We start from the raw sequence: 19,102 nt of genomic DNA on the forward strand, positions 1-19,102 counted from the left end.
GGGACTCCGATGGAGAACGCCAGCCCTACGCCACCTCCGGCGGAGGAGGTTACTCCGGCGGCGCCCGTTGGGCCGCAGGCCCAGAAGGCTACCGAGGAAGTGATCGCACCCGTAGTGCCGTCAGAGGACGACGGCGCCACTCACCGGGTTGTTCAGACGGACGAGGGGGCGAAGGACGGCCTCGCAAAGTGCGCGCGCTGCGGAGCTACCGAGATATCGCTCAACGTCGAGACGGGCAACCTGCGGTGCGGCTACTGCAGGTTCGAGTGGTCTGCGGACAACGCGATGGAGGCCTTTGGTCTTAACGGCGACATCGGCAATCTCGTCGGCGTCGTCGTGGGTTCTGGCTCAAGCGACATCGTGCCCTCCACCGATGAGGTGCTGACCTTTAAGTGCAGCGCCTGCGGTGCGGAGGTGGTGATCGACACCAACAGCAGCACTCAGGCTCGCTGCCACTGGTGCCGCAATACCTTGTCGATGAACCAACAGGTCGCCAACGGTGCTGTCCCGGACATGATCCTTCCCTTCAAGATCGTGAAGGAGACGGCCGTAGCGAGCATCAACCAATTTGTCAGGAAGCGTAGGTTCTTCGCGCACCCCAAGTTCCGTGCTGAGTTCAACGCGGAGAACGTCATGGGGGTGTACCTGCCGTACATGGTGGTCGACGTCAACGCGCACGCCAAGCTGAGCGGTCAGGGTGAGCACCAGACGCGCAAGTACACCGTTAAGAACGGGGACAGCGAGCAAACTAAGTACGACGCTGACCTCTACAACGTCGCGCGCGAGTTCGACATCCACGTGAACGACCTCACCGTGGAGTCCTCGAGCGATCGCCGCAACCAGAACACAGCTCAGAACTCGAACAACATCATCAACACGATCATGCCGTTCGATGTAGAGAATTCGGTGCGATACGACTCGAACTACCTGGCCGGATTCACGTCGGAGCGCAGGGACAGCAATCTCGAAGAACTCTCCCCGCTGGCGCTTACTCAGGCGGGGGACGTCACCCGGCACAAGGTCAACGACACCATCCGGTTCTACGACCGCGGCGTCAGGTGGACGCAGGAGGACGTAGACGTTCGTGGACAGCGTTGGGTGTCCGCGTATCTGCCGGTGTGGCTGTACAGCTACCAGCAGCGCAAGTCCAACGGAAAGACCTTTCTGCACTACGTCGCGGTGAACGCCAGAACCGGCGAGACCATGGGCAGCGTCCCGATCCACCAGAGTCGTCTGCTGGTGGTCTCCGCCGCCGTCCAGGTGGTGGGCACCGTGGTGGGCATAGTGCTACTCGCGTTAGGAATCTGATGCTTACCCTTGCTGAACTAGCCACGATGAACAGCCAGATCCTGGCCTCGTCTGGATCCTCCGACGACGGTGGCGGGTTCATCGGACTGGCCTTCCTGCTGTCCGGCTTCATCTTCTACGCGGTCATCTTCTTCAAGTACCGCAACGTCAACAAGCGCCACCATCACGAGTCCGAGACGCAGGCGACATTGCTGAACATGCAGGAGCAGGACGACTTTGTGCAGGCAAGAAAGGGACTCTCGAATCGGACGATGTCCGGGGCGAACAATAACGAGGTGCGCGGCTCCCAGAAGAAGTGGTTCTGATAAGTACCGACTCCTCAGAACCGGATTCCCGCCAGCGCTAGCGCTCTCACTCGCTCGGATGCAGGCATGCCGCGAGGCGAACCGCGGTTGGCCCTGATGATCTAGCCTTGTCGAGCCAGTGGACCACGAGCAACGTAGGGAAACCCGTGAACCAGGAAGACCCATTGCGATTTCAGACGGTGTTGGACCGCGCGCGAAGCGACCACTCCGACACGACCGCGGGGACCGTTTCGGCGGTCTATCCAGGCCTGAGCGAGGTCGATCCGGGCCTCTTCGGGATTGCGGTGACCGAGGTGGACGGGCGTGTCACGGAGGTGGGCGACGCGGGGGTGCGTTTCGCGCTCATGAGTTGCGCCAAGCCGTTCGTGTTTGCGCTGGTGTGTCAGACGCGGGGACTCGAAGAGGTGCGGGCGACTGTCGGCGTCAACGCGACGGGCCTGCCCTTTAACTCGTCTGCGGCCGTCGAGCGTGATCCGGCATCGCGTACCAACCCGATGGTCAACTCGGGCGCGCTGGCGACCATCGCCTTGGTTCCCGGTGCCTCCGTCGACGAGCAGTGGCAGCGGATCGCCGAGGTGCTGTCCGGATTCGCCGGGCGAACCCTAACGATCAACGAGAGCATGTACTCGTCCGTCTCCCAAGCAAATCACCGCAACCGTTCGCTCGCGCACCTGCTTTTCGACAGGGGCGCGCTAGCGGGTGACCCCGATTCCGCAACAGAGCTCTACACCCGCGTCAGCTGCCTGGAGGTAACTGCTCGCGATCTGTCCGTCATGGGGGCGACCCTCGCGAACCGGGGTGTCAGCCCCGTCACCGGGGCGAGGGTGGTGGACGCGGGCGCGGCCAGGTCAGCCGTCGCCGTCATGGCGACCGCCGGCCTGTACGAGACCTCGGGGGACTGGCTCCTGGACGTAGGGCTCCCGGCTAAGAGTGGCATCGGCGGGGGAATCGTGACGGTTGCGCCCGGGACGCTTGGGCTGGGAACCTACGCGCCCCGTCTCGACGCGGCCGGAAACAGTATCAAGGGCCAACTTGTCGCCAAACAAGTCGCGCGCGACCTTGAACTGGACATCTTCGCTACGCCACCGGAGGCTTAGTCCAGCGGGACCGACTCAACCCTGGGCTGAGCCGCCGCACTCATCCCTCGCGGCGACGAACGCCGCGACGCAGCGTCGGATCTCCGCATCGGAATGTGCCGCGGAGAGCTGCACCCGAATCCGCGCCTTTCCCATAGGGACCACAGGGTACGAAAAGGCCACTACGTAGACCCCGTGCGCGAGCATGCTCTCGGCCATGCGAGCGGCCAGCGCGGCGTCGCCGAACATGACGGGCACGATCGCATGCTCGCCGTCGAGCAGCTCGAACCCCGCGTCGGTCATCAGGGTGCGGAACAGCGCGGCGTTCTCGACCAACGTGCGCCGTAGTTCACCGCTCTGCTCGATTAGGTCCAGCGCGACGAACGTGGCGGCCGCAACGGCCGGCGCGACCGTGTTGGAGAACAGGTAGGGCCGCGCGCGTTGGCGCAGCATCGCGACGATTTCCTTGTGCCCCGACACGTAGCCGCCGGAGGCCCCGCCGAGGGCCTTACCGAAGGTACCGGTGTAGATGTCCACGCGGTCCGACACTCCCATGAGCTCGGGTGTGCCGCGCCCGTGCTCGCCCATGAAGCCCACGGCGTGGGAGTCGTCGACGAGCACCAACGCCCCGTAGCGGTCGGCTAGGTCGCAGATGCCTGCCAGGGGCGCGAGGTAGCCGTCCATTGAGAAGACCCCGTCGGTCACGATGATGCGTTGGCGCGCGTCCGTCACGGACTTGAGCTGCTCCTCGAGGTCGCCCAGGTCGCGGTTGCGGTAGCGCAGGCGCTGGGCCTTGCATAGCCGTATACCGTCGATGAGCGAGGCGTGGTTGAGTTCGTCAGAGATGATGGCGTCCTCGGGGCCAAAGAGGGACTCAAACACGCCGCCGTTTGCGTCGAAGCAGGACGAGAAGAGGATGGTGTCCTCCGTCCCGAGGAACGCGGAGACTCTGGCCTCGAGTTCCAGGTGCAGGTCCTGGGTGCCGCAGATGAAGCGGACGCTCGCCAGCCCAAAACCCCAGTCGTCCATGCCGGACTTCGCGGCCTCGACGATGCGCGGATCATTCGCGAGCCCCAAGTAGTTGTTGGCGCAGAAATTGAGGACGTCGTCGCCTCCCGCGGACACCACTGAAGACTGAGGGCCTCCCAGCGGCCTCTCTGACTTGAGGGTGCCGGCCGCGCGAATCTCGTCGAGGGCGCCTGCCAACTGTGCCTGCATGGTTCCGTACATGGGGTCTCCTTATCGCGGCCCGGCTAGGCGCCGGACGCTACCTCGGTTAAGTACCGCTCCAGTCGAGAACTACCTTGCCGGCCGTGGCCGTGCGCGCGACCGAGAAGCCCTGTTCCCACTCGCTGGCGGGCAGGCGGTGCGTGATCACTGTGTCGAGGGCGACGCGCAGGTCCGTGCTGCTCTGCAGCATCGCACTCATGGCATTCCAGGTCTCGAACATCTCGCGACCGTAGATGCCGGTGATCGTGAGCATGTGAGTGACGACCTTGGCCCAGTCGACGTCGATGGGGCCAGAAGCCAGCCCAAGCATCGCGACGCGCCCGCCGTGCGTGAGGTTGTCGATCATCTCCGGGAGCGCAGTCGGCTGCCCGCTCATCTCCAGGCCCACGTCGAACCCCTCGCGCATGCCCAAGGCGGCTTGGGCCTCGGCTACCCGTCGCATCGACACGTTCAGGCCGAGGTCGGCGCCCACGCGTCGAGCTAGTTCGAGTCGGGGCTCCGACACGTCGGTGACCACGATGAACCGCGCGCCGATGTGGCGGACCACCGCGGCTGCCATCAGCCCGATTGGTCCGGCGCCGGAGATGAGGACGTCCTCGCCGACGAGGGGAAACTTCAGTGCCGTGTGGACGGCGTTGCCCAGGGGGTCGAAGATCGCCGCGTGGTCCAGGTCCATGCCGTCCGGGTGCACCCACACGTTTGACTCTGGGAGCACCACATACTCCGCGAACGCGCCGTGCCTATTGACGCCAAGGCCTGACGTGCGGTTGCACATCTGTCGACGGCCCGCGCGGCAGTTGCGGCACGTGCCACACACGATGTGGCCCTCCCCGGAGACGATGGCGCCGACGTGCACGTCGCGGACGGCGGTGCCGATGGCGACCACCTCACCACTGAATTCATGTCCGGGGATGAGGGGCGGGTTGATGGTGGAGGAGGCCCACCCGTCCCAGGATTCGATGTGTAGGTCGGTCCCGCAGATGCCCGTGCGCAGCACCCGTATCGTGACATCCGCCTCGCCCGCGATCGGCTCCGGTACTTCGGCGAGCTCTAACCCGGGGCCCGCTGTCGCTTTCAGTAGTGCGCGCACGACGTCCCCCTAGCAATTGCTGGTCGGCGCGATACTCGATTTGCCAGCGCCTCGACCTTGAGTGAGTTCGATTGAGAGTCTACCCAGGTGACCGGGCGTCGTCCTTGGAGGGAAGCGCCGCGATGACGGCACCGATGACAGCGCCGAGGGCAATAACCACGACGGTTTCCGAGCGAGTCGTGATGCTCGTGCTGATCGCGTGACCAAGATCCCAACCGGCCGCGTGAATGAGTAGCGCCGAACCGGTGGCGACGATGATGCCGATGGCCACGGCGCTCACTGCGACCACGGGCGCCGGGCGACCGGGAACCGTCAGCCGGATCGTGGAGGGGGCGGCGATCACGGCCACCATCGGCGCCAGGTGGTAGTTGGTGGTCGGAGTGATCGACGCGAGCACAATCCACAGTGCCGCGATCACTAACGAGCCGGCCGCTGCGCGGAGGATCAGGCGCGCCCCGCTACTCACTTACGCCGGCCGGCACGATGCTGGTGGCCACTTGCACGTTCGCGTGCAGCGTGCGGTGAACCGGGCACTTGTCGGCGATGGCGAGCAAGGATTGCCGCTGCTCGGGCGACAGGTCTCCCGAGACGACGATGGTTCGTTCGATCCGCTCCAGGGCCGCCGGGGTGGACTCGCAGTCGGCACAGTCATCGGAGTGCACGCGGCTATGGCGGAGCGTCACCTCGACGCTTTCCAGCGGCCATCGCTTGCGCTCGGCGTACATGCGTAGGGTCATGGAGGTGCACGCGCCTAGACCGGCGAGCAGAAGGTCGTAAGGAGACATCCCAGTGGCCGACCCGATGGGCGCCGGCTCGTCGGCGAGTATCGCGTGTTCATTCGTGGATACCGTCTGGCCGTATGGACCGTTGGCGTTCTCGGCGACCCGCACCGCGCCGTCCGCGAGCTGAGAGAGGGCCGACGGGCCCGATGCTGGGGGCGTTTCTGGGCTGAGCGAGGACACGTATCTGCCCACCCACGCGCCTATGACGTCGGCGGCAAACTGGGCATCACCCTTGCGAGTGAGCAGGTGGTCCGCGCCGTCGAGCGCGACGAACGACTTGGGGTGATGGGCCGCATCGAAAATTTGCCGGGCGTTGTCGATCGAGACGATCTGGTCGACGGGGGAGTGCAACACCAGCAGCGCGGCGGAAAGATGGGATACCTGAGCCAAGTCCCGCTGGGACTGCAGGTCGTGAATGAACTGCCGGCCGATCCGGAACGAACGTCCTCCCAGCGAGACCTCGGCACTGCCGTTCTCCTCAAGTTGGGCAAGGCTGTCCGGCATGAGCTCCAGCACGTGCGCGGGGTCCGCAGGCGCGCCGATCGTCACCACGGCCTGGACCTCGGGAATCTGGGGCGCGGCCACCAGGGTCGCCGCGCCGCCGAGCGAGTGGCCGATGAGGATGCTCGGCGCCGCGTGGTCCGAACGCAGGTAGCCCGCCGCCCGCACTAGGTCCTCGACGTTGGTCGTGAAGTTGGAGTTGCCAAAGTCGCCGCCTGAGTGGCCCAGCCCGGTGAAGTCGAACCGCAGCACTGCGACGCCGGCACTCGTGAGCGCACGCGAGATACGGGTAGCGGCCACGGAGTCCTTGCCGCAGGTGAAGCAGTGCGCGAACAGCGCGTAAGCCAGCGGCTCTCCCTCGGGCAGTTCGAGCCGGCCCGCGAGCTTCTCACCCTGCGACCCCACGAACTCGACACGCTCTGGGGCGCGGCCCGCAGCCATTCCTAGGCCATCCTCTTAGACAGGATCGCCAGGCCGTCTATGTCGAGCAAGACGATCCGCCCGCGGGCCTGGCGAATGAGCCCGCGCAACGCAAGGTCCGACATGGTCTTGCTGGTGGACTCACGCGTGGCGCCGAGCAGGCCCGCCAACTGGTCGTGAGTGAGCCTGATGGTGACGTGGCCGTGGCGGGAGATTCGCTGCGAACCGGACAGGCGCACCAGGGTGCTCGACGCGCGGGCAATCAGCGGCCGCAGTGCGAGGTCAGTCAGCCTCTCCTCGAGACGGGCGACCTGCTCGCCGAGGTGGCGAGAGATTCGTACCGCGATGCGGGGGTCGGAGAGCATGTGGCGCTCGACGTCCTGGACGCTCAACTGGCAGATCTGCGTGTCCTCGATCGCCTCCGCATAGTTGTCGTACATGCGTTGGCCCACCAGGGACATCTCGCCAAACACCGCGCCTGGCTCGAGGATCGCCATCGTCAGTGCCTTGCCGTCCTCGGTCACGCGGAAGATCCTCACCCGTCCCTCTTTAAGGATGAATAACGCCGTGATGGGTTGGCTTTGGCTGAAGACGATCTCTCCGTTGCCGAAGCTACGTGAGGGTGCCATGCGGTCGAATGCCGCGATCTCATCCGGAGTCAGGTCTGCGAACAGCTCAACCGAACTCAGGCAGCTGAAGGGTTCGGAATCGGCGGCTGGCACTAGTGTTTTCTCCCGTTCGTCTGGCGACCACGGGCGAAGATCTCCCGACGGTGCCGACGCAACGTCCTTGGCGCATGCGTCGATCATATGCGGTGTGGGTAGGGACGGATTTTGACCGGGCGAGTACGGTGCGGTTGTCACGATGGTGCCCTTCGAGTCTGGATGCTGATTCCTTCGACTGTATGGCGCGTGGCTCGCACAGTTAAGCGACCCAGGACACACAAGGCGCGGTCGTCCTCAATGCACGGTGGCCGCGGCCGCCACGATGTGCCCCGCGCGCAAGGTGACGTCGCGCACGTCGCGCCCCTCCTCGCTCAGTGCCGTCCAGGGGTGTGCTTCGATGTCCGCACCGCCAATTGCGCAGGCGAGGCGGGCCAGCGGGGAGAGCAGTGGCGTGGCCGTCGTGGGTATGCGCATGTCGACGATTCCGGCGCGCCCGCCCGGGCGGAGTACCGCCAGACTGTTCTCCCAGGCCGAGCGCCAGTCGTCCACCACGCTCAGTGAGTAGGTGGCGAACACGGCATCGACAGCGTCAGCGCCGATGGTCTCGCTGGTGAACTCCGTCGCGTCCGCGCGGACGGTTGTCACGTTGGTCCACCCCCGGCGGGCGACGCGGTGATCGGCGCGCGCCAGCATCCCAGGGCTGCGGTCCAGACCGATGACACGGCCGGTTGGCCCCACGGCCTCGACCAGCTGGGGGAAGTTCAGTCCGGTTCCACAGCCGATGTCGAGGACGGTGTCGCCGGCGCTCAGGTCGAGCAGTTCGACGCCTGCTACCCGGCCCGACCGGTAGACGGTTCGCTCTCCGGAGACCCAGTCGTAAAGTAGCGCGCCTCGCTCGTAGGTGCCCCTCACCGATACTCGGGATTGGCGTCGAAGCCGAAGCGTTCGCCGTCGTTCCACTCCTGACGGACGTTTCCCTGGGCGGGAATCCCACCCGCGTCCTTGAGCATCCTGGCCATGTGAAGCAGGTTCCACGTCATGAACGTGGTGTTGCGGTTGGTGAAGTCGTTCTCGGGGCCGCCGGAGCCCTCGTCGAGATAGCTGGCGCCTGGCCCCACCTCGCCGATCCATCCCGCATCGGCTGCGGGTGGTATCACGTAGCCGATGTGCTGCAGGCTGTAGAGCAGGGACATCGCGCTGTGCTTGACGCCGTCTTCGTTGCCGGTGATGATCGCCCCCGCCGTCTTCCCGTAGTAGACGTACTGTCCCCGGTCGTTGAACATGCCGCTCATCGCGTACAGGCGCTCGATCAGCTGGCGGGCCACTGACGAGTTATCTCCCAGCCAGATGGGTCCGCCGATGACGAGGATGTCCGCGTCCTTGATGAGCGGCCAGATGTCCTCGGGCCAGGCATCCTCGTCCCAACCGTGCTCCCGCATGTCCGGGTACACGCCGGTCGCCACGGGGTGATCGATGAGCCTGACGGAATCAACGGTCGCGCCAAGATGACGCATCAGTTCGATGCTGCGGTCCATGAGTCCCTGGGTGTGGCTGAGTTCTGGGGACTTCTTGAGAGTGCAGTTCACGTAGACGGCGCGCAGGTCAGAGAAATCGGGTGTCGTAGATGTCATAGTTCGACACTACGTCTCCCACCCCACTAGTTGTGTGTTCTGGTTCACGGAGCGGCTGGGAGGTGAACTGTTAAAAATGGGTCGAGACTGCATCTAATCAATACGGAGGTAACGATGGCTGAAACATCGTGGGACTTGATCGTCATCGGCGGGGGCAGCGCGGGACTAGTGGCGAGCAAGGCCGCTGCGAACTTTGGGGCCAAGGTGCTGCTCATCGAAAAGGACCGGCTGGGTGGCGACTGCCTGTGGACCGGCTGCGTCCCGTCAAAAACGCTGATCGCCGCGGCGCACGTAGCGTCGGCCGCCGCCCTCGCGCAGGGCGTCCGCCCTGGTCAGCAGCGGATGGCGCCCGACTTCCTGGAGACCATGAGGAACGTCGACTCCGCCGTGCAGACCATCGCCCCTACCGACTCCCGCGAGGCACTGGAGGCGGAGGGCGTCGCTGTCGCGGCCGGCCACGCTCACTTCGTGTCCGAGCGCAGCATCTCCCTCGACGGTGAAGAGATCACCTTCGCCCAGGCGCTGATCGCTACGGGGACGAGTCCGACCACACCGCAGTTCGAGGGTGCCGAGGGGCTGCAGATACTCAATAGCGCGTCGTTCTGGGACCTGCGCGAGTTGCCGGAGGAGTTTGTGATCCTCGGCGGCGGGGCCATCGGCTGTGAGCTCGGCCAAGCAATGGCGAGGCTGGGTTCTAAAGTGACCATCGTCCAACGCGGCCCGCGAATTCTTCCCAAGGAGGAAGAGGCGGCGGCGCGCGTGGTGCACGACGCAATGGTGGCGGACGGGGTCACCATCATCACGGGACGCTCTGCCGTTTCCGTCTCGACGACGGATAACCTCGCGGGCACTCTCACGCTCGACGACGGTCAGATGCTTCGCTTCGGCCGGCTCGCCGCCGCCCTGGGACGCAGGCCGGAAACCGCCGCGCTTGGGCTCGACGCCGCCGGAGTAGCCACCGACAACGCCGGCTTCGTGAGCGTCGACGCCGCGCTACGCACCGCCAACAAGCGGGTGTGGGCAGCAGGTGACATCACGGGAATGCCGCAGTTCACGCACACGGCGGGAGTCAACGGCAGCGTCGCGGCCACCAACGCCATCCTGGGCCTGCGCCGCAAGGCCCAGACCAGGGTCATTCCGCGAGTCACCTTTACCTCTCCCGAGGTGGCCGCCGTTGGGATCACCGCGTCCGACGCGGAACCAGGCAAGCATCGCGTGGTCACCATCCAGCACGCCCATACCGACCGGGCGATCACGGAATCCGCCACCAGCGGCTTCACTCAGATCGTCGTCGAGAACGGCGGCCGCGTGGTGGGCGGCACGATCGTGGGACCGCGGGCGGGGGAGACTATCGGGGAACTGACCCTGGCGGTCCACCAGAAGCTCTCGACGAGCGCCATCGCCAGCGCCATCCACCCCTACCCGACGTACAGCGACGCCCTGTGGAACGCCGCGGTCGCGGACGTCCGCAGGCGGCTTGACGCGGGAGTGATGGCCCGAGCGATCAAGCTCCTGAGCAGAGTCCGCCTCGCTCGCATGAGGTGACCCAAGAGGGCTAGCGCAGGAGCCGGTACCCGGAGGCCATCCGCTGGAGTGCGGAGATGAAGACCACGGCCGCCCACCCGACGGCAATCTGCCAGGCAAAGAACGGCACTATCAGCCACGCCGAGTGCACCGCGATGGTCTCGGCGCCCTCAGCGACGCGCCCCAGGAAGGACAGCGAGCGACCGTCGTCGATCTGCCTCCCGGTGCGCTCCGCGATCGACGAGTACGCCAGAAAGGTCGCCCCGTTGAGGTAATACGCGAGCAGCACCGCGAGGAACGGCCACCACGGCGCCCCGAAGCCGTTGGAGGCGCCGATGGCAACGCCGACCACGGTGGTGCCGTACACGACGAAGTCGGCGGTGATATCGAGGAACCCGCCGGCCTCGCTCACCGTGGACTGCGGGGAGCGGGCGCGGCGCCGGCGTGCCAGCTCGCCGTCCAGTCCGTCGAGCACGCGCGAGATCAGCCACGCGACAAGCGCTAGCCACCACCATTGGGCGGCTGCCAGCCCGGCGCTACTCACGCCGATCACCAGCCCGGCCATCGTCAGTCTGTCGGGTGTGACCAGCGGCACGTCGATCACCGCCGCCATCCTGGCGAGCGGGCGCGCCATCGCGCGCCTCAGTGGGAGGTCGATCATGTCGTCTCCTGCAAGAGGAGGTTTCGCGCTTGCCGGCGGCGTGCGCGCACCGCGTAGACGGCTCCGCCCGCCGTCAGCAGCAACAGGGCCCCGATCGCGACATAGAGCGGCAGGCCCAGCGTCGTCGAGTAGGCGCCCACCGCGACGTAGGCGATGGTGCCCGGCAGGATGCCCACCATCGTGCCCAACGCGTAGTCTCGGCGCCTCACATCTGTCAATCCCGCGCTGTAGTTGATGACGGTGAAGGGGAACACCGGGACCAGTCGCACGCCGATGAGCGCCACGAGGCCCTTCTGACGGATGGCCTCGTCGACCTTCGCCACCCGCGCACCGGTGAAGCGTTCGACTGCGTCTCTGCCCAGAGAGCGACCTATGGCGAAGGCGAGAGCGGCACCAATCAACGCCCCCACGTACACCAGTGCAACGCCTAGGGCCAGTCCCCACGTGAATCCCGCGGCGATGCTGACGACCGACTTCGGAATCGGGGTGAGGGTCGCTAGCCCGTAGCCGAGGACGAACAGGACAGCGCCCCACACGCCGGCGTCAGACACGGATTTCAGGAGCGAGTCGACGCTCGGCAAGGGCGCAAGGACGGCGATCAGTACGACGCCGACGAGGAACGCCACGAAGATCGCGGCCCTCCAGACGACGGCGCGGTTTGATAGCTGCATTTGCTCAATGATAGAGACGGTGAGCGGCATCCTTGTGTGAACTAGGGCACCGAGCTGGCAATGAAGTTGGCCGTAGCCTGTCTGTATTCGCCGCCCAACCTCCACAGAATTGCTACTCAATGACCCCCATGGCTCAGCTCTCAGTCCGACTCCGAAGGTGGCGCGGCCTCGCCACCGCGACGATCGCCGTAGGCGGACTCGTAGTGCTAGCGGGATGCGCGGCACCCGCCGCGCCAGCGGGGGAGGGCCTCGCCCCGCTACAGGACTGGGACGGCATCGTCGCTGACGCTGACGGTCAGACCGTCAACCTGTGGATGTACGGTGGCGACGACCAGGCCAACGCGTACGTCGACGACGTTCTCACCCCCGCGGCTGCCGACGAGGGGGTTTCCCTCAACAGGGTGCCCATCGTCGACACCAAGGACGCCCTCAACCGGATCCTGACGGAGTTGCAGGCGGGTCGCACCACCGACGGCAGCGTCGACTTGGTTTGGGTCAATGGCGATAACTTCCGCACCGGCAGCGAGGCGAGCGCGTGGCGGTGCGAGTGGACGCAGAAGTTGCCGAACATGGCCAACGTCTCCTCCGCGGACCCGCTGCTCAATAGCGACTTTGGGACCCCGGTCAACGGGTGTGAAGCCCCATGGAGCAAGGCTCAGTTCAGCATCGCCTACAACTCCGATGTGGTGACGGATCCGCCCACGTCGGTGGCGGGCATCCTGGAATGGGCGCAGGCGCACCCCGGCCGGTTCACCTACCCGGCGCCGCCCGACTTTACGGGCTCGGCCTTCATCCGCCAGGTCTTGTACAGCGAGGCGGGTGGCCACCAGAATGTGCCCGCTGACTTCTCGCAGGAGGCCTTCGACGAGGCGAGTCCGGACCTGTACGAGTCGTTGCAGGCGGTCGCTCCGTTCCTGTGGCGCGAGGGGGACACCTACCCCGCGGACTCGGATCAGCTGGACCAGTTGTACGCAGACGGGCAGGTCGACATGACCATGACGTACGGGCCCGCCTCACTCACCAAACTCGTGGCGGACGGTGTCTATCCCTCTGGTACGCGAGTGCTCTCGCTTGGGGAGGGGACGCTGGGCAACGCCAGCTTCCTGGCCATCCCCGCCAACGCCTCGAACGCCGAGGGCGCCATGGTCGTGGCGAACCTTTCGCTCTCAGTCGATCAGCAGGTGGCCAAGGCAGACCCCGCCGGTTGGGGCCAGTTCACCGTGCTCGACTTCGACGCGCTCAATCCAGCGCAGCGACAGCAGTTCGCGGATCTCCCGCAGTCGACGGTCGTGCCCTCGTTCGACGAGCTGTCACGAAACGCCAACCCGGAACTTTCCGCGGAATGGGTGCCTGCCGTGAACGACGGCTGGCGGACCCAAGTCGCGGCCCAGTGACCGGGGTCAGGGGCGCGCGACTGCTGCTCCTGGTGGCGATGACCCCCTTGCTCCTGGTGGTCGTGGGCGGGCTGGGGTCGATAGTGCTCCAGAGCATCGGACTCATGCCCCTGGTGGGGAGCGTCGATCTCAGCCTCGACGCCTACGCCGCCGTCGCGCAGGAGGCGCCAAGCGCGATTGCTACGTCGCTGGGCATAGCGACGGCATCGACCGCGATCGCGGTCTTGGTCGGAGGCGCCGCAGCCTTAGTGGTCCTGTCGGGCGGGAAATTTGGCAGACTGTTGGCCGCCCTCGGGGCCCTCACGGTGAGCGTGCCGCACCTGATCGGCGCCGCGACGATCGGCTTGCTGCTGGCGGACTCGGGCGTGTTGCCGCGACTGCTGGGAATCGACGCCGATGCGTGGCCCGCGTTGGTGGGCGGGCCGTGGTGGATAGCGGTGGTGGCCGAGTACGCGTGGAAGGAGTCGGCCTTCGTGGCGTTAGTGGTGGCGGGCACGCTCCTGACGCGGGTGGCGCAGTTCGACGAACCGGCCGCCATGCTCGGCGCGAGCCGCTTCACCCGTCTGAGGATGGTGTTCCTGCCGCTCGCGACGCCGTCTCTCATCATCTCCGCGACCATAGTGTTCATCTATACCTTGGGGTCGTACGAGGTCGCCTGGTTGCTGGGTCGCACCCACCCCGAGCCGCTCGCGGTCATGGCGATACGCCTGTTTAACGACGTGAGCCTCGCAGCGCGGGCGGAGTCGGCCGCGGTCGCCGTGCTGACCGTAGCGATCTCGCTAGTCGTGGTCGCCGCGGCCTCATTCGCGGTACGCCGGACGGCGGTGTGGCGGTGACGCTTTCCACCCATGAGTTAGTGATCGCACCCCCGCGTCGAGCCGGACGGAGGCTTCCTGGCGATCCGGGCAGGCCCCTGACCGCATCGGTGCCGGCGGGTGCCGTTGGCAGGGTCCTGTTTTCGACACTTTTGGTTGCCTGGTTCGCGCTTCCGCTCTTGCCGCTCGCGATGTGGGCTTTTGCCGACCGCTGGTCGTACCCCGCGATCGCGCCCACGAGCTTTGGGCTCGAGGGTGTGCGCACCGCGCTTGCCTCCGGGGGACTGTCCGCGTTCGGCAGCTCCCTCACGTTGGGACTCGTGGTGGCGGTCATCGCGACGGCGATAGGCGCGCTCGCCGCGCGAGCGCTCGTCGCGGGATGGGCACCGTTCCCTAAGACCCTCACCGTGTTGCTGTTTGCTCCCATCGCGATTCCTCCCTTCGCCTTGGTCATGGGCACCAACGTGCTCCTGCTGCGCGCCCACGCGCCGGCCTTCCTGGGGGTGGTGCTGGTGCTGGTCGCGGTAGCGGTGCCGTACACGACGTTCGTCCTGCGAACCGCGTATGCCGCGCACGACATCGGCTTCGAGGAGGCTGCGCGAGCGCTGGGCGCCTCCCGCAGGCAGGTGTTGCTGCGCGTGCACCTGCCGCTGATCGCGCCGGCCCTAGCCAGGGCCGCCTTCCTCGCCTTCCTGGTCGGCTGGAGCGACTACGTCGTCACGCTGATCGTCGGCGGCGGGCAGTTCGTCACGTTGCCGATGATCACCGCGTCGCTGGCGTCCGGAATCGGCAACGATTCGGTAGTAGCTCTGTTATCACTCATTGCCACAATCCCACCGCTGATTCTGGTGGTCTTGCTGGCACGTACAGGAAGGCGGCGGACAACATGACCTCAGCGATCTCACTGCGCCAGATATCCAAACAGTTCGTTGGTTCTCAGCCGCACGCTCTGACGGGCGTCAACCTCGACGTGCTCACGGGGACGTCGACCGCGCTGCTCGGGCCGAGCGGCTCCGGCAAGAGCACCATCCTGCGGATCATCGCGGGACTCGAGGACCCCAGTGGCGGACGCGTCCTGCTCAACGGCAGGGATCTCACGGACGTGCTCCCCGAGAAGCGCAACGTGGGGCTCGTGTTCCAACGCCCGTTGCTGTTCCCGCACCTGTCAGTGATCGACAACGTGGCGTTCGCCGACCGTGCGGCGGGAGTGTCTCGTCAGCGTGCTCGCGAGCGTGCGATGCCCTACCTAGAGATGGTGCAACTTGCCGACCTCGGTGGCCGCGGCGTGGGATCGCTCTCAGGCGGCCAGGAACAGCGCGTAGCGATCGCACGTGCGCTGGCGGCCCAACCCGCGATCCTGTTGCTCGATGAGCCGTTCAGCGCGCTGGACGCAGCGTTGCGTCAGGAAATGCACGAGTTGTTGGTTCGGATCCAACGCGAGTTGTCGCCGACCGTGCTGCTGGTGACCCACGATCGCGATGAGGCGACGGCGGTGGCAGACCGGATCGCCGTGCTCGAGGACGGGCAGCTACTCCAGCACGACACCGTGCATCGGGTGTATCACCGGCCGGCATCGGTCGACGTGGCGCGCTTGATGGGAGGGGAGAACTTCATTAGCGGAGTAGTGAGTGATGGGATTCACTACTCTCAGATGGGCCCGGTGGCTGTTGAGGACTCCACGCCGGAGGGCGCGGGTGTGCTCGTGTTCCGCCACGAGTCCGCGGGCCTTGCCCTGGGCCACGCACCCGCGACCAGTGATGAGGAACTGCCGGGAACCGTCTTGGCGACATCTCGCACGGGGCTGCGGTGGCGCGCAACTATCCGCATCGGAGAAGCACAACTTCTCGTGGAGGTGCCCGGCACCCTCAACGTCCAGGTGGGGGACGCGGTGACGGTAACCCTCCCCAGGGCGATCCTTTCGGTAGTTCCAGCATGACCCGTGGCGTACCTGCGCGACAACTTCCATCTCCACTTCAGGCCCATGCTGGTGGGCGAGGACGGCAAAACTAGTGTGAGTGGAGGCGGCGGCATGTGCACGGTCGTCGCGCGCTGCGACATAGTTCACACCGCGCCAGAAGCGCTCACCGACCGCTCACCTCACATGGTGCGGACCTACCGCTCCGGGTTGACCCCCGGAGTGGCCTCAACGGTGACTTCCTCGTTGACGTGCGACCGCGCGTGCTCGACGGCTGGCGCAAGGTCGTCGAAAAGGTGATTGGGGTGCCGCAACGCCTCGATGACGCCCAGACGCTTGAGCAGCGTCAGGTGCTCGGGCTTGATGCCCTTGATCAACACCGTAATCCCGCGCCGCTCGAGCGCCTGGACCAGCTCCGTGAGCGTGTGGGCGCCGGTGGCGTCGATGAGCTGCAATTGCGATAGCCGCAGGATCACCACCTCGATGCCCTCGTGCTCGCTGATGCGGTCCAGAATGCGCTCGGCGGCTCCAAAGAAGAGCGAGCCGTCGATGCGGAACAGGGCTATTTGCGCGTCTCCTAGTACGGGGGAGCCGGGCAGCTCCTCGCGGTGAACCCCGCTGGCCTTGCTGAGCGCGCGCAGCGCGAAGAAGGCGGCCGCGGCGATGCCGATGCCGACTGCGATGATCAGGTCGAAGCTCACGGTGATGATGGCCGTCACCACAAAGACCACCGCGTCGGAGCGGGACGCTCGCATCACCTGCTTGATGATGGTGGGGGAGACCATGCGGGCCGCGGTCACCATGAGCACTCCCGCCAGCGCGGCGAGCGGGATGCCGGAGACGATGTTCGTGGCCAGGTAGACCACCGAGAGCAGCGCGAGCGAATGCACTACCGCTGAGACCCTAGTGCGCGCCCCCGAGCGAACGTTGACAGCGGTACGGGCGATGGCGCCGGTCGCCGGCATACCGCCAAAGAAGCCGGACGCAACGGAAGCGAGCCCCTGCCCCACGAGTTCGCGGTCGGCGTTGTAGGGGCCGGTGTCCTCCATCGACGCGGCGACGCGCGCCGACAGTAGCGACTCGATCGAGGCCAGTGCGGCTACGGCGAAGGCGGGGCCCAAGAGGGACAGCATCGTGCCTGGGTCAAGCGAGGGAAGGGCGGGCAGCGGCAGCGAGCTTGGCAGCGCGCCGATCATGTTGAGGGGAAGGCTGAAGACGGAGGTGGCGAGTGTCACCACCACGATCGCGATGAACGACGCGGGAAGGCGACCGCCCACTCTGCCCAGCAGCAGCATCACTATAGCCACCACCGCGACGGCAGCCAGCGGCAGCAACGCGGCCGGCCAGGAGGCGTCCATGACCGACTGCACGGCGGCAACCGCGGCGTTAGTGCTGTGGCCGGCGGCGGTCACGCCCACGGCGGCGGGCACCTGTTGGAGGAAGATGATGATGCCGATGCCGACGGTGAAGCCCTCGATCACGGGCCACGGGATGTAGCTGACAGTGCGACCTAGGCGCAACATTCCGGCGACGACCACGATGATGCCCGCCATGATGCTGACGACCACGACCGAGCCGACACCGTGGGTGACGACGATCGGGCCGAGCACCACGACCATCGCGCCCGTCGGGCCGGAGACCTGCACGTTCGAGCCGCCAAAGATGCCAGCCACTATGCCGGCGACGATCGCCGTGATCAGGCCTGCCTCCGCGCCAGCCCCTGAGCTCACCCCAAAGGCCAGGGCGAGCGGCAGCGCGACGATTCCGACAGTCACGCCGGCGATCAGGTCAGTGCGCCAGCTTCGCTTCAACTCGCGATAATCCTGCAGCGAGGGGAGAAGGGAGGTGAATGAACGCGAGTTCGCGCTCATGACGCGGCAGAAATAGTTGGCAACGCATCGACCGAGGCCCCGCGCTCTTGCGAGGACCGCACCAATTCCGCCAGCAGCTGGCGCGCGACCTGCAGGAGATCGGCGACCTGGGGGAAGGCCAAGCGGTAGTAGACCACGCTGGCTCGTCGATCGGACACCACCAGCCCGTACCTGCGCAGCACGGAGAGGTGCTGGGAAAGGTGGGACGCCTCGAGGCCGGTCTCGGCAATCAACTCAGAGACCGGTGCCTCCTCGACCCCGGCGAGGATCTCGAGCACCCGGATGCGGTACGGGTGGGCAAGACCCTTGAATAGATTCGCCTTGATCTCGTACAGGGGCCGTTCGCCCTCTCCAAATGCCATGTACTGCTCCTTGCCCAACCAATTTCATCATCGCGGATTCACGACTTGATGAATCCATCATATAGCCGTCGGGGGGAACCACATCACCGGGCACGGAGGTGGCGGCCCCGGGGGGTGGCCCGTCTGGTTCGGCTCTACTCGCGACCGTCCTCCAGGGGGATCATCATGGAGCGGAACTCGCCGTGCGAGACATGGAGGGACCAGATGCGCTCGGCCACGTCGTCGATCCCGTTCTCAAGCTGGAGTTTGGGGATCGCGCCGGGGATGACCAATTGGACCACTCCGATTCCCTCGTCGGCTAGTGCGTCGTGAAGCATCTCGCCGTAGGCGGTCTCCGCGGGGAAGGCTACGGAGGTGCCGGCAAAGTCGGACCGGGACTTCAACGCGGTCCCACCGTTGATCAGGATGATGGTGCCCTCGCCAGAGACGCGCATGGGCGGAAGGACGGCACGGACCGCGTGGATGAGCCCCAGTGCGGAGAACCGCAGCGCCTCAAGCGCGAGCTCTGGGGTGAGGTCCAAGACCGGCTTGAGGAAGGTGCGGGTGGGAAGCGGGCTGTACTGAAGTGCGGAGATGGGACCCAACTCGGCCGCTGCGTCAGCGAGCGCCGACTCGAGCGCCGACGGATCCAGGATGTCCGCCGCGTAGCCGCGCGCGGTGACGCCTTCACCTTCGAGGGTCGCGGCTAACTGGTCAAGCTTCGCCTGATCGCGGGACACGAGGGCGACCGCGAAGCCCTCCCGGCCAAATCGTCGTGCGACGGCGGCGCCCAGTCCGGGCCCGGCTCCGATGATGGCGATGGTTGGCATGGTGAACTCCCTAGAGGTGCGTGGTTGCTGCTACCCCTAGTGTGCCCACCCGAGGGCGGACTTTGAAACTGC

At 66.1% G+C, this 19,102-nt stretch carries 20 protein-coding genes; 8 read left to right on the plus strand and 12 right to left on the minus strand.

The window, feature by feature from the left end; all coding sequences use genetic code 11:
- Positions 1-9: 9 nt before the first annotated feature.
- From ACQU6B_RS06280 to glsA, 3 genes are all read left to right on the plus strand, one after another.
- Positions 10-1,308 (plus strand): TFIIB-type zinc ribbon-containing protein, encoded by a 1,299-nt coding sequence (locus tag ACQU6B_RS06280; protein WP_430869182.1) that lies wholly within the window; start codon positions 10-12, stop codon positions 1,306-1,308.
- A complete protein-coding gene (locus ACQU6B_RS06285) occupies positions 1,308-1,613 on the plus strand; it encodes a hypothetical protein (protein ID WP_430869183.1) in 306 nt (101 codons plus the stop codon). The genes ACQU6B_RS06280 and ACQU6B_RS06285 overlap by 1 nt, the downstream gene beginning before the upstream one ends.
- Positions 1,614-1,759: 146 nt before the next feature.
- On the plus strand, positions 1,760-2,710 hold the full coding sequence (glsA, locus tag ACQU6B_RS06290) for a glutaminase A (RefSeq protein WP_430869184.1): 951 nt from the start codon (positions 1,760-1,762) through the stop codon (positions 2,708-2,710).
- Positions 2,711-2,725: 15 nt separating this feature from the next.
- Here glsA and ACQU6B_RS06295 read toward each other — a convergent pair whose 3' ends face one another.
- From ACQU6B_RS06295 to ACQU6B_RS06325, 7 genes are all read right to left on the minus strand, one after another.
- Positions 2,726-3,919, minus strand: coding sequence for a glycine C-acetyltransferase (locus ACQU6B_RS06295; protein ID WP_430869185.1), 1,194 nt, complete (start codon positions 3,917-3,919; stop codon positions 2,726-2,728).
- Between the two features lie 46 nt (positions 3,920-3,965).
- Positions 3,966-5,009, minus strand: coding sequence for an L-threonine 3-dehydrogenase (tdh, locus tag ACQU6B_RS06300; RefSeq protein ID WP_430869186.1), 1,044 nt, complete (start codon positions 5,007-5,009; stop codon positions 3,966-3,968).
- 79 nt (positions 5,010-5,088) lie between these two features.
- Complete coding sequence (locus ACQU6B_RS06305; protein WP_430869187.1) at positions 5,089-5,475, minus strand: hypothetical protein; 387 nt, start codon at positions 5,473-5,475, stop codon at positions 5,089-5,091.
- A complete protein-coding gene (locus ACQU6B_RS06310; RefSeq protein ID WP_430869188.1) occupies positions 5,468-6,733 on the minus strand; it encodes a bifunctional alpha/beta hydrolase/OsmC family protein in 1,266 nt (421 codons plus the stop codon). The genes ACQU6B_RS06305 and ACQU6B_RS06310 overlap by 8 nt, the downstream gene beginning before the upstream one ends.
- 2 nt (positions 6,734-6,735) lie before the next feature.
- On the minus strand, positions 6,736-7,434 hold the full coding sequence (locus ACQU6B_RS06315) for a Crp/Fnr family transcriptional regulator (RefSeq protein ID WP_430869189.1): 699 nt from the start codon (positions 7,432-7,434) through the stop codon (positions 6,736-6,738).
- A gap of 237 nt (positions 7,435-7,671) precedes the next feature.
- The gene (locus tag ACQU6B_RS06320) at positions 7,672-8,289 is read right to left on the minus strand and encodes a class I SAM-dependent methyltransferase (protein WP_430869190.1); all 618 of its coding nucleotides are present in this window, start codon (positions 8,287-8,289) and stop codon (positions 7,672-7,674) included.
- Positions 8,286-9,008 carry a flavodoxin family protein gene (locus ACQU6B_RS06325; protein WP_430869191.1) on the minus strand — a complete coding sequence of 241 codons (723 nt, stop codon included), beginning with the start codon at positions 9,006-9,008 and terminating at the stop codon, positions 8,286-8,288. Before ACQU6B_RS06325 ends, ACQU6B_RS06320 begins: the two co-directional genes overlap by 4 nt.
- Positions 9,009-9,122: 114 nt before the next feature.
- Between ACQU6B_RS06325 and ACQU6B_RS06330 the strand changes: the two genes are divergently transcribed.
- On the plus strand, positions 9,123-10,553 hold the full coding sequence (locus ACQU6B_RS06330) for a dihydrolipoyl dehydrogenase family protein (RefSeq protein ID WP_430869192.1): 1,431 nt from the start codon (positions 9,123-9,125) through the stop codon (positions 10,551-10,553).
- Positions 10,554-10,563: 10 nt separating this feature from the next.
- On the opposite strand, the gene ACQU6B_RS06335 is transcribed toward ACQU6B_RS06330, so the two are convergent.
- Positions 10,564-11,193: a CDP-alcohol phosphatidyltransferase family protein gene (locus ACQU6B_RS06335; RefSeq protein ID WP_430869193.1), complete on the minus strand. Its 630-nt coding sequence runs from the start codon at positions 11,191-11,193 to the stop codon at positions 10,564-10,566.
- Complete coding sequence (locus tag ACQU6B_RS06340; RefSeq protein WP_430869194.1) at positions 11,190-11,864, minus strand: TVP38/TMEM64 family protein; 675 nt, start codon at positions 11,862-11,864, stop codon at positions 11,190-11,192. Before ACQU6B_RS06340 ends, ACQU6B_RS06335 begins: the two co-directional genes overlap by 4 nt.
- 128 nt (positions 11,865-11,992) lie before the next feature.
- Here ACQU6B_RS06340 and ACQU6B_RS06345 point away from each other — a divergent pair, with 128 nt between their 5' ends.
- The 4 genes from ACQU6B_RS06345 to ACQU6B_RS06360 are packed head-to-tail and all read left to right on the plus strand — an operon-like array spanning position 11,993 to position 16,009.
- Complete coding sequence (locus tag ACQU6B_RS06345) at positions 11,993-13,258, plus strand: ABC transporter substrate-binding protein (protein ID WP_430869195.1); 1,266 nt, start codon at positions 11,993-11,995, stop codon at positions 13,256-13,258.
- Complete coding sequence (locus tag ACQU6B_RS06350) at positions 13,255-14,094, plus strand: ABC transporter permease (protein WP_430869196.1); 840 nt, start codon at positions 13,255-13,257, stop codon at positions 14,092-14,094. Before ACQU6B_RS06345 ends, ACQU6B_RS06350 begins: the two co-directional genes overlap by 4 nt.
- A gap of 20 nt (positions 14,095-14,114) precedes the next feature.
- On the plus strand, positions 14,115-14,963 hold the full coding sequence (locus tag ACQU6B_RS06355) for an ABC transporter permease (protein WP_430869197.1): 849 nt from the start codon (positions 14,115-14,117) through the stop codon (positions 14,961-14,963).
- Positions 14,960-16,009 carry an ABC transporter ATP-binding protein gene (locus ACQU6B_RS06360; RefSeq protein ID WP_430869198.1) on the plus strand — a complete coding sequence of 350 codons (1,050 nt, stop codon included), beginning with the start codon at positions 14,960-14,962 and terminating at the stop codon, positions 16,007-16,009. The genes ACQU6B_RS06355 and ACQU6B_RS06360 overlap by 4 nt, the downstream gene beginning before the upstream one ends.
- Before the next feature lie 176 nt (positions 16,010-16,185).
- On the opposite strand, the gene ACQU6B_RS06365 is transcribed toward ACQU6B_RS06360, so the two are convergent.
- The 3 genes from ACQU6B_RS06365 to ACQU6B_RS06375 form a co-directional block, all read right to left on the minus strand.
- On the minus strand, positions 16,186-17,859 hold the full coding sequence (locus ACQU6B_RS06365) for a SulP family inorganic anion transporter (RefSeq protein ID WP_430869199.1): 1,674 nt from the start codon (positions 17,857-17,859) through the stop codon (positions 16,186-16,188).
- Positions 17,856-18,221 carry an ArsR/SmtB family transcription factor gene (locus tag ACQU6B_RS06370; RefSeq protein WP_430869200.1) on the minus strand — a complete coding sequence of 122 codons (366 nt, stop codon included), beginning with the start codon at positions 18,219-18,221 and terminating at the stop codon, positions 17,856-17,858. Before ACQU6B_RS06370 ends, ACQU6B_RS06365 begins: the two co-directional genes overlap by 4 nt.
- 134 nt (positions 18,222-18,355) lie before the next feature.
- Entirely contained in the window at positions 18,356-19,030 is a 675-nt protein-coding gene (locus ACQU6B_RS06375) for an SDR family NAD(P)-dependent oxidoreductase (RefSeq protein WP_430869201.1), read from the minus strand.
- Between the last annotated feature and the right edge of the window lie 72 nt (positions 19,031-19,102).

It is taken from the genome of Demequina aurantiaca (assembly GCF_050598105.1).
GTDB lineage: Bacteria > Actinomycetota > Actinomycetes > Actinomycetales > Demequinaceae > Demequina > Demequina aurantiaca_A.

Bases quoted from the DNA above. Each gene is read 5' to 3' on its own strand.
- ACQU6B_RS06280 (WP_430869182.1), top strand. From the start codon at position 10: ATGGAGAACGCCAGCCCTACGCCACCTCCGGCGGAGGAGGTTACTCCG.
- ACQU6B_RS06285 (WP_430869183.1), top strand. From the start codon at position 1,308: ATGCTTACCCTTGCTGAACTAGCCACGATGAACAGCCAGATCCTGGCC.
- ACQU6B_RS06295 (WP_430869185.1), bottom strand. From the start codon at position 3,919: ATGTACGGAACCATGCAGGCACAGTTGGCAGGCGCCCTCGACGAGATT.
- ACQU6B_RS06310 (WP_430869188.1), bottom strand. From the start codon at position 6,733: ATGGCTGCGGGCCGCGCCCCAGAGCGTGTCGAGTTCGTGGGGTCGCAG.
- ACQU6B_RS06325 (WP_430869191.1), bottom strand. From the start codon at position 9,008: ATGACATCTACGACACCCGATTTCTCTGACCTGCGCGCCGTCTACGTG.
- ACQU6B_RS06330 (WP_430869192.1), top strand. From the start codon at position 9,123: ATGGCTGAAACATCGTGGGACTTGATCGTCATCGGCGGGGGCAGCGCG.
- ACQU6B_RS06335 (WP_430869193.1), bottom strand. From the start codon at position 11,193: ATGATCGACCTCCCACTGAGGCGCGCGATGGCGCGCCCGCTCGCCAGG.
- ACQU6B_RS06340 (WP_430869194.1), bottom strand. From the start codon at position 11,864: ATGCAGCTATCAAACCGCGCCGTCGTCTGGAGGGCCGCGATCTTCGTG.
- ACQU6B_RS06345 (WP_430869195.1), top strand. From the start codon at position 11,993: ATGGCTCAGCTCTCAGTCCGACTCCGAAGGTGGCGCGGCCTCGCCACC.
- ACQU6B_RS06360 (WP_430869198.1), top strand. From the start codon at position 14,960: ATGACCTCAGCGATCTCACTGCGCCAGATATCCAAACAGTTCGTTGGT.
- ACQU6B_RS06365 (WP_430869199.1), bottom strand. From the start codon at position 17,859: ATGAGCGCGAACTCGCGTTCATTCACCTCCCTTCTCCCCTCGCTGCAG.
- ACQU6B_RS06370 (WP_430869200.1), bottom strand. From the start codon at position 18,221: ATGGCATTTGGAGAGGGCGAACGGCCCCTGTACGAGATCAAGGCGAAT.
- ACQU6B_RS06375 (WP_430869201.1), bottom strand. From the start codon at position 19,030: ATGCCAACCATCGCCATCATCGGAGCCGGGCCCGGACTGGGCGCCGCC.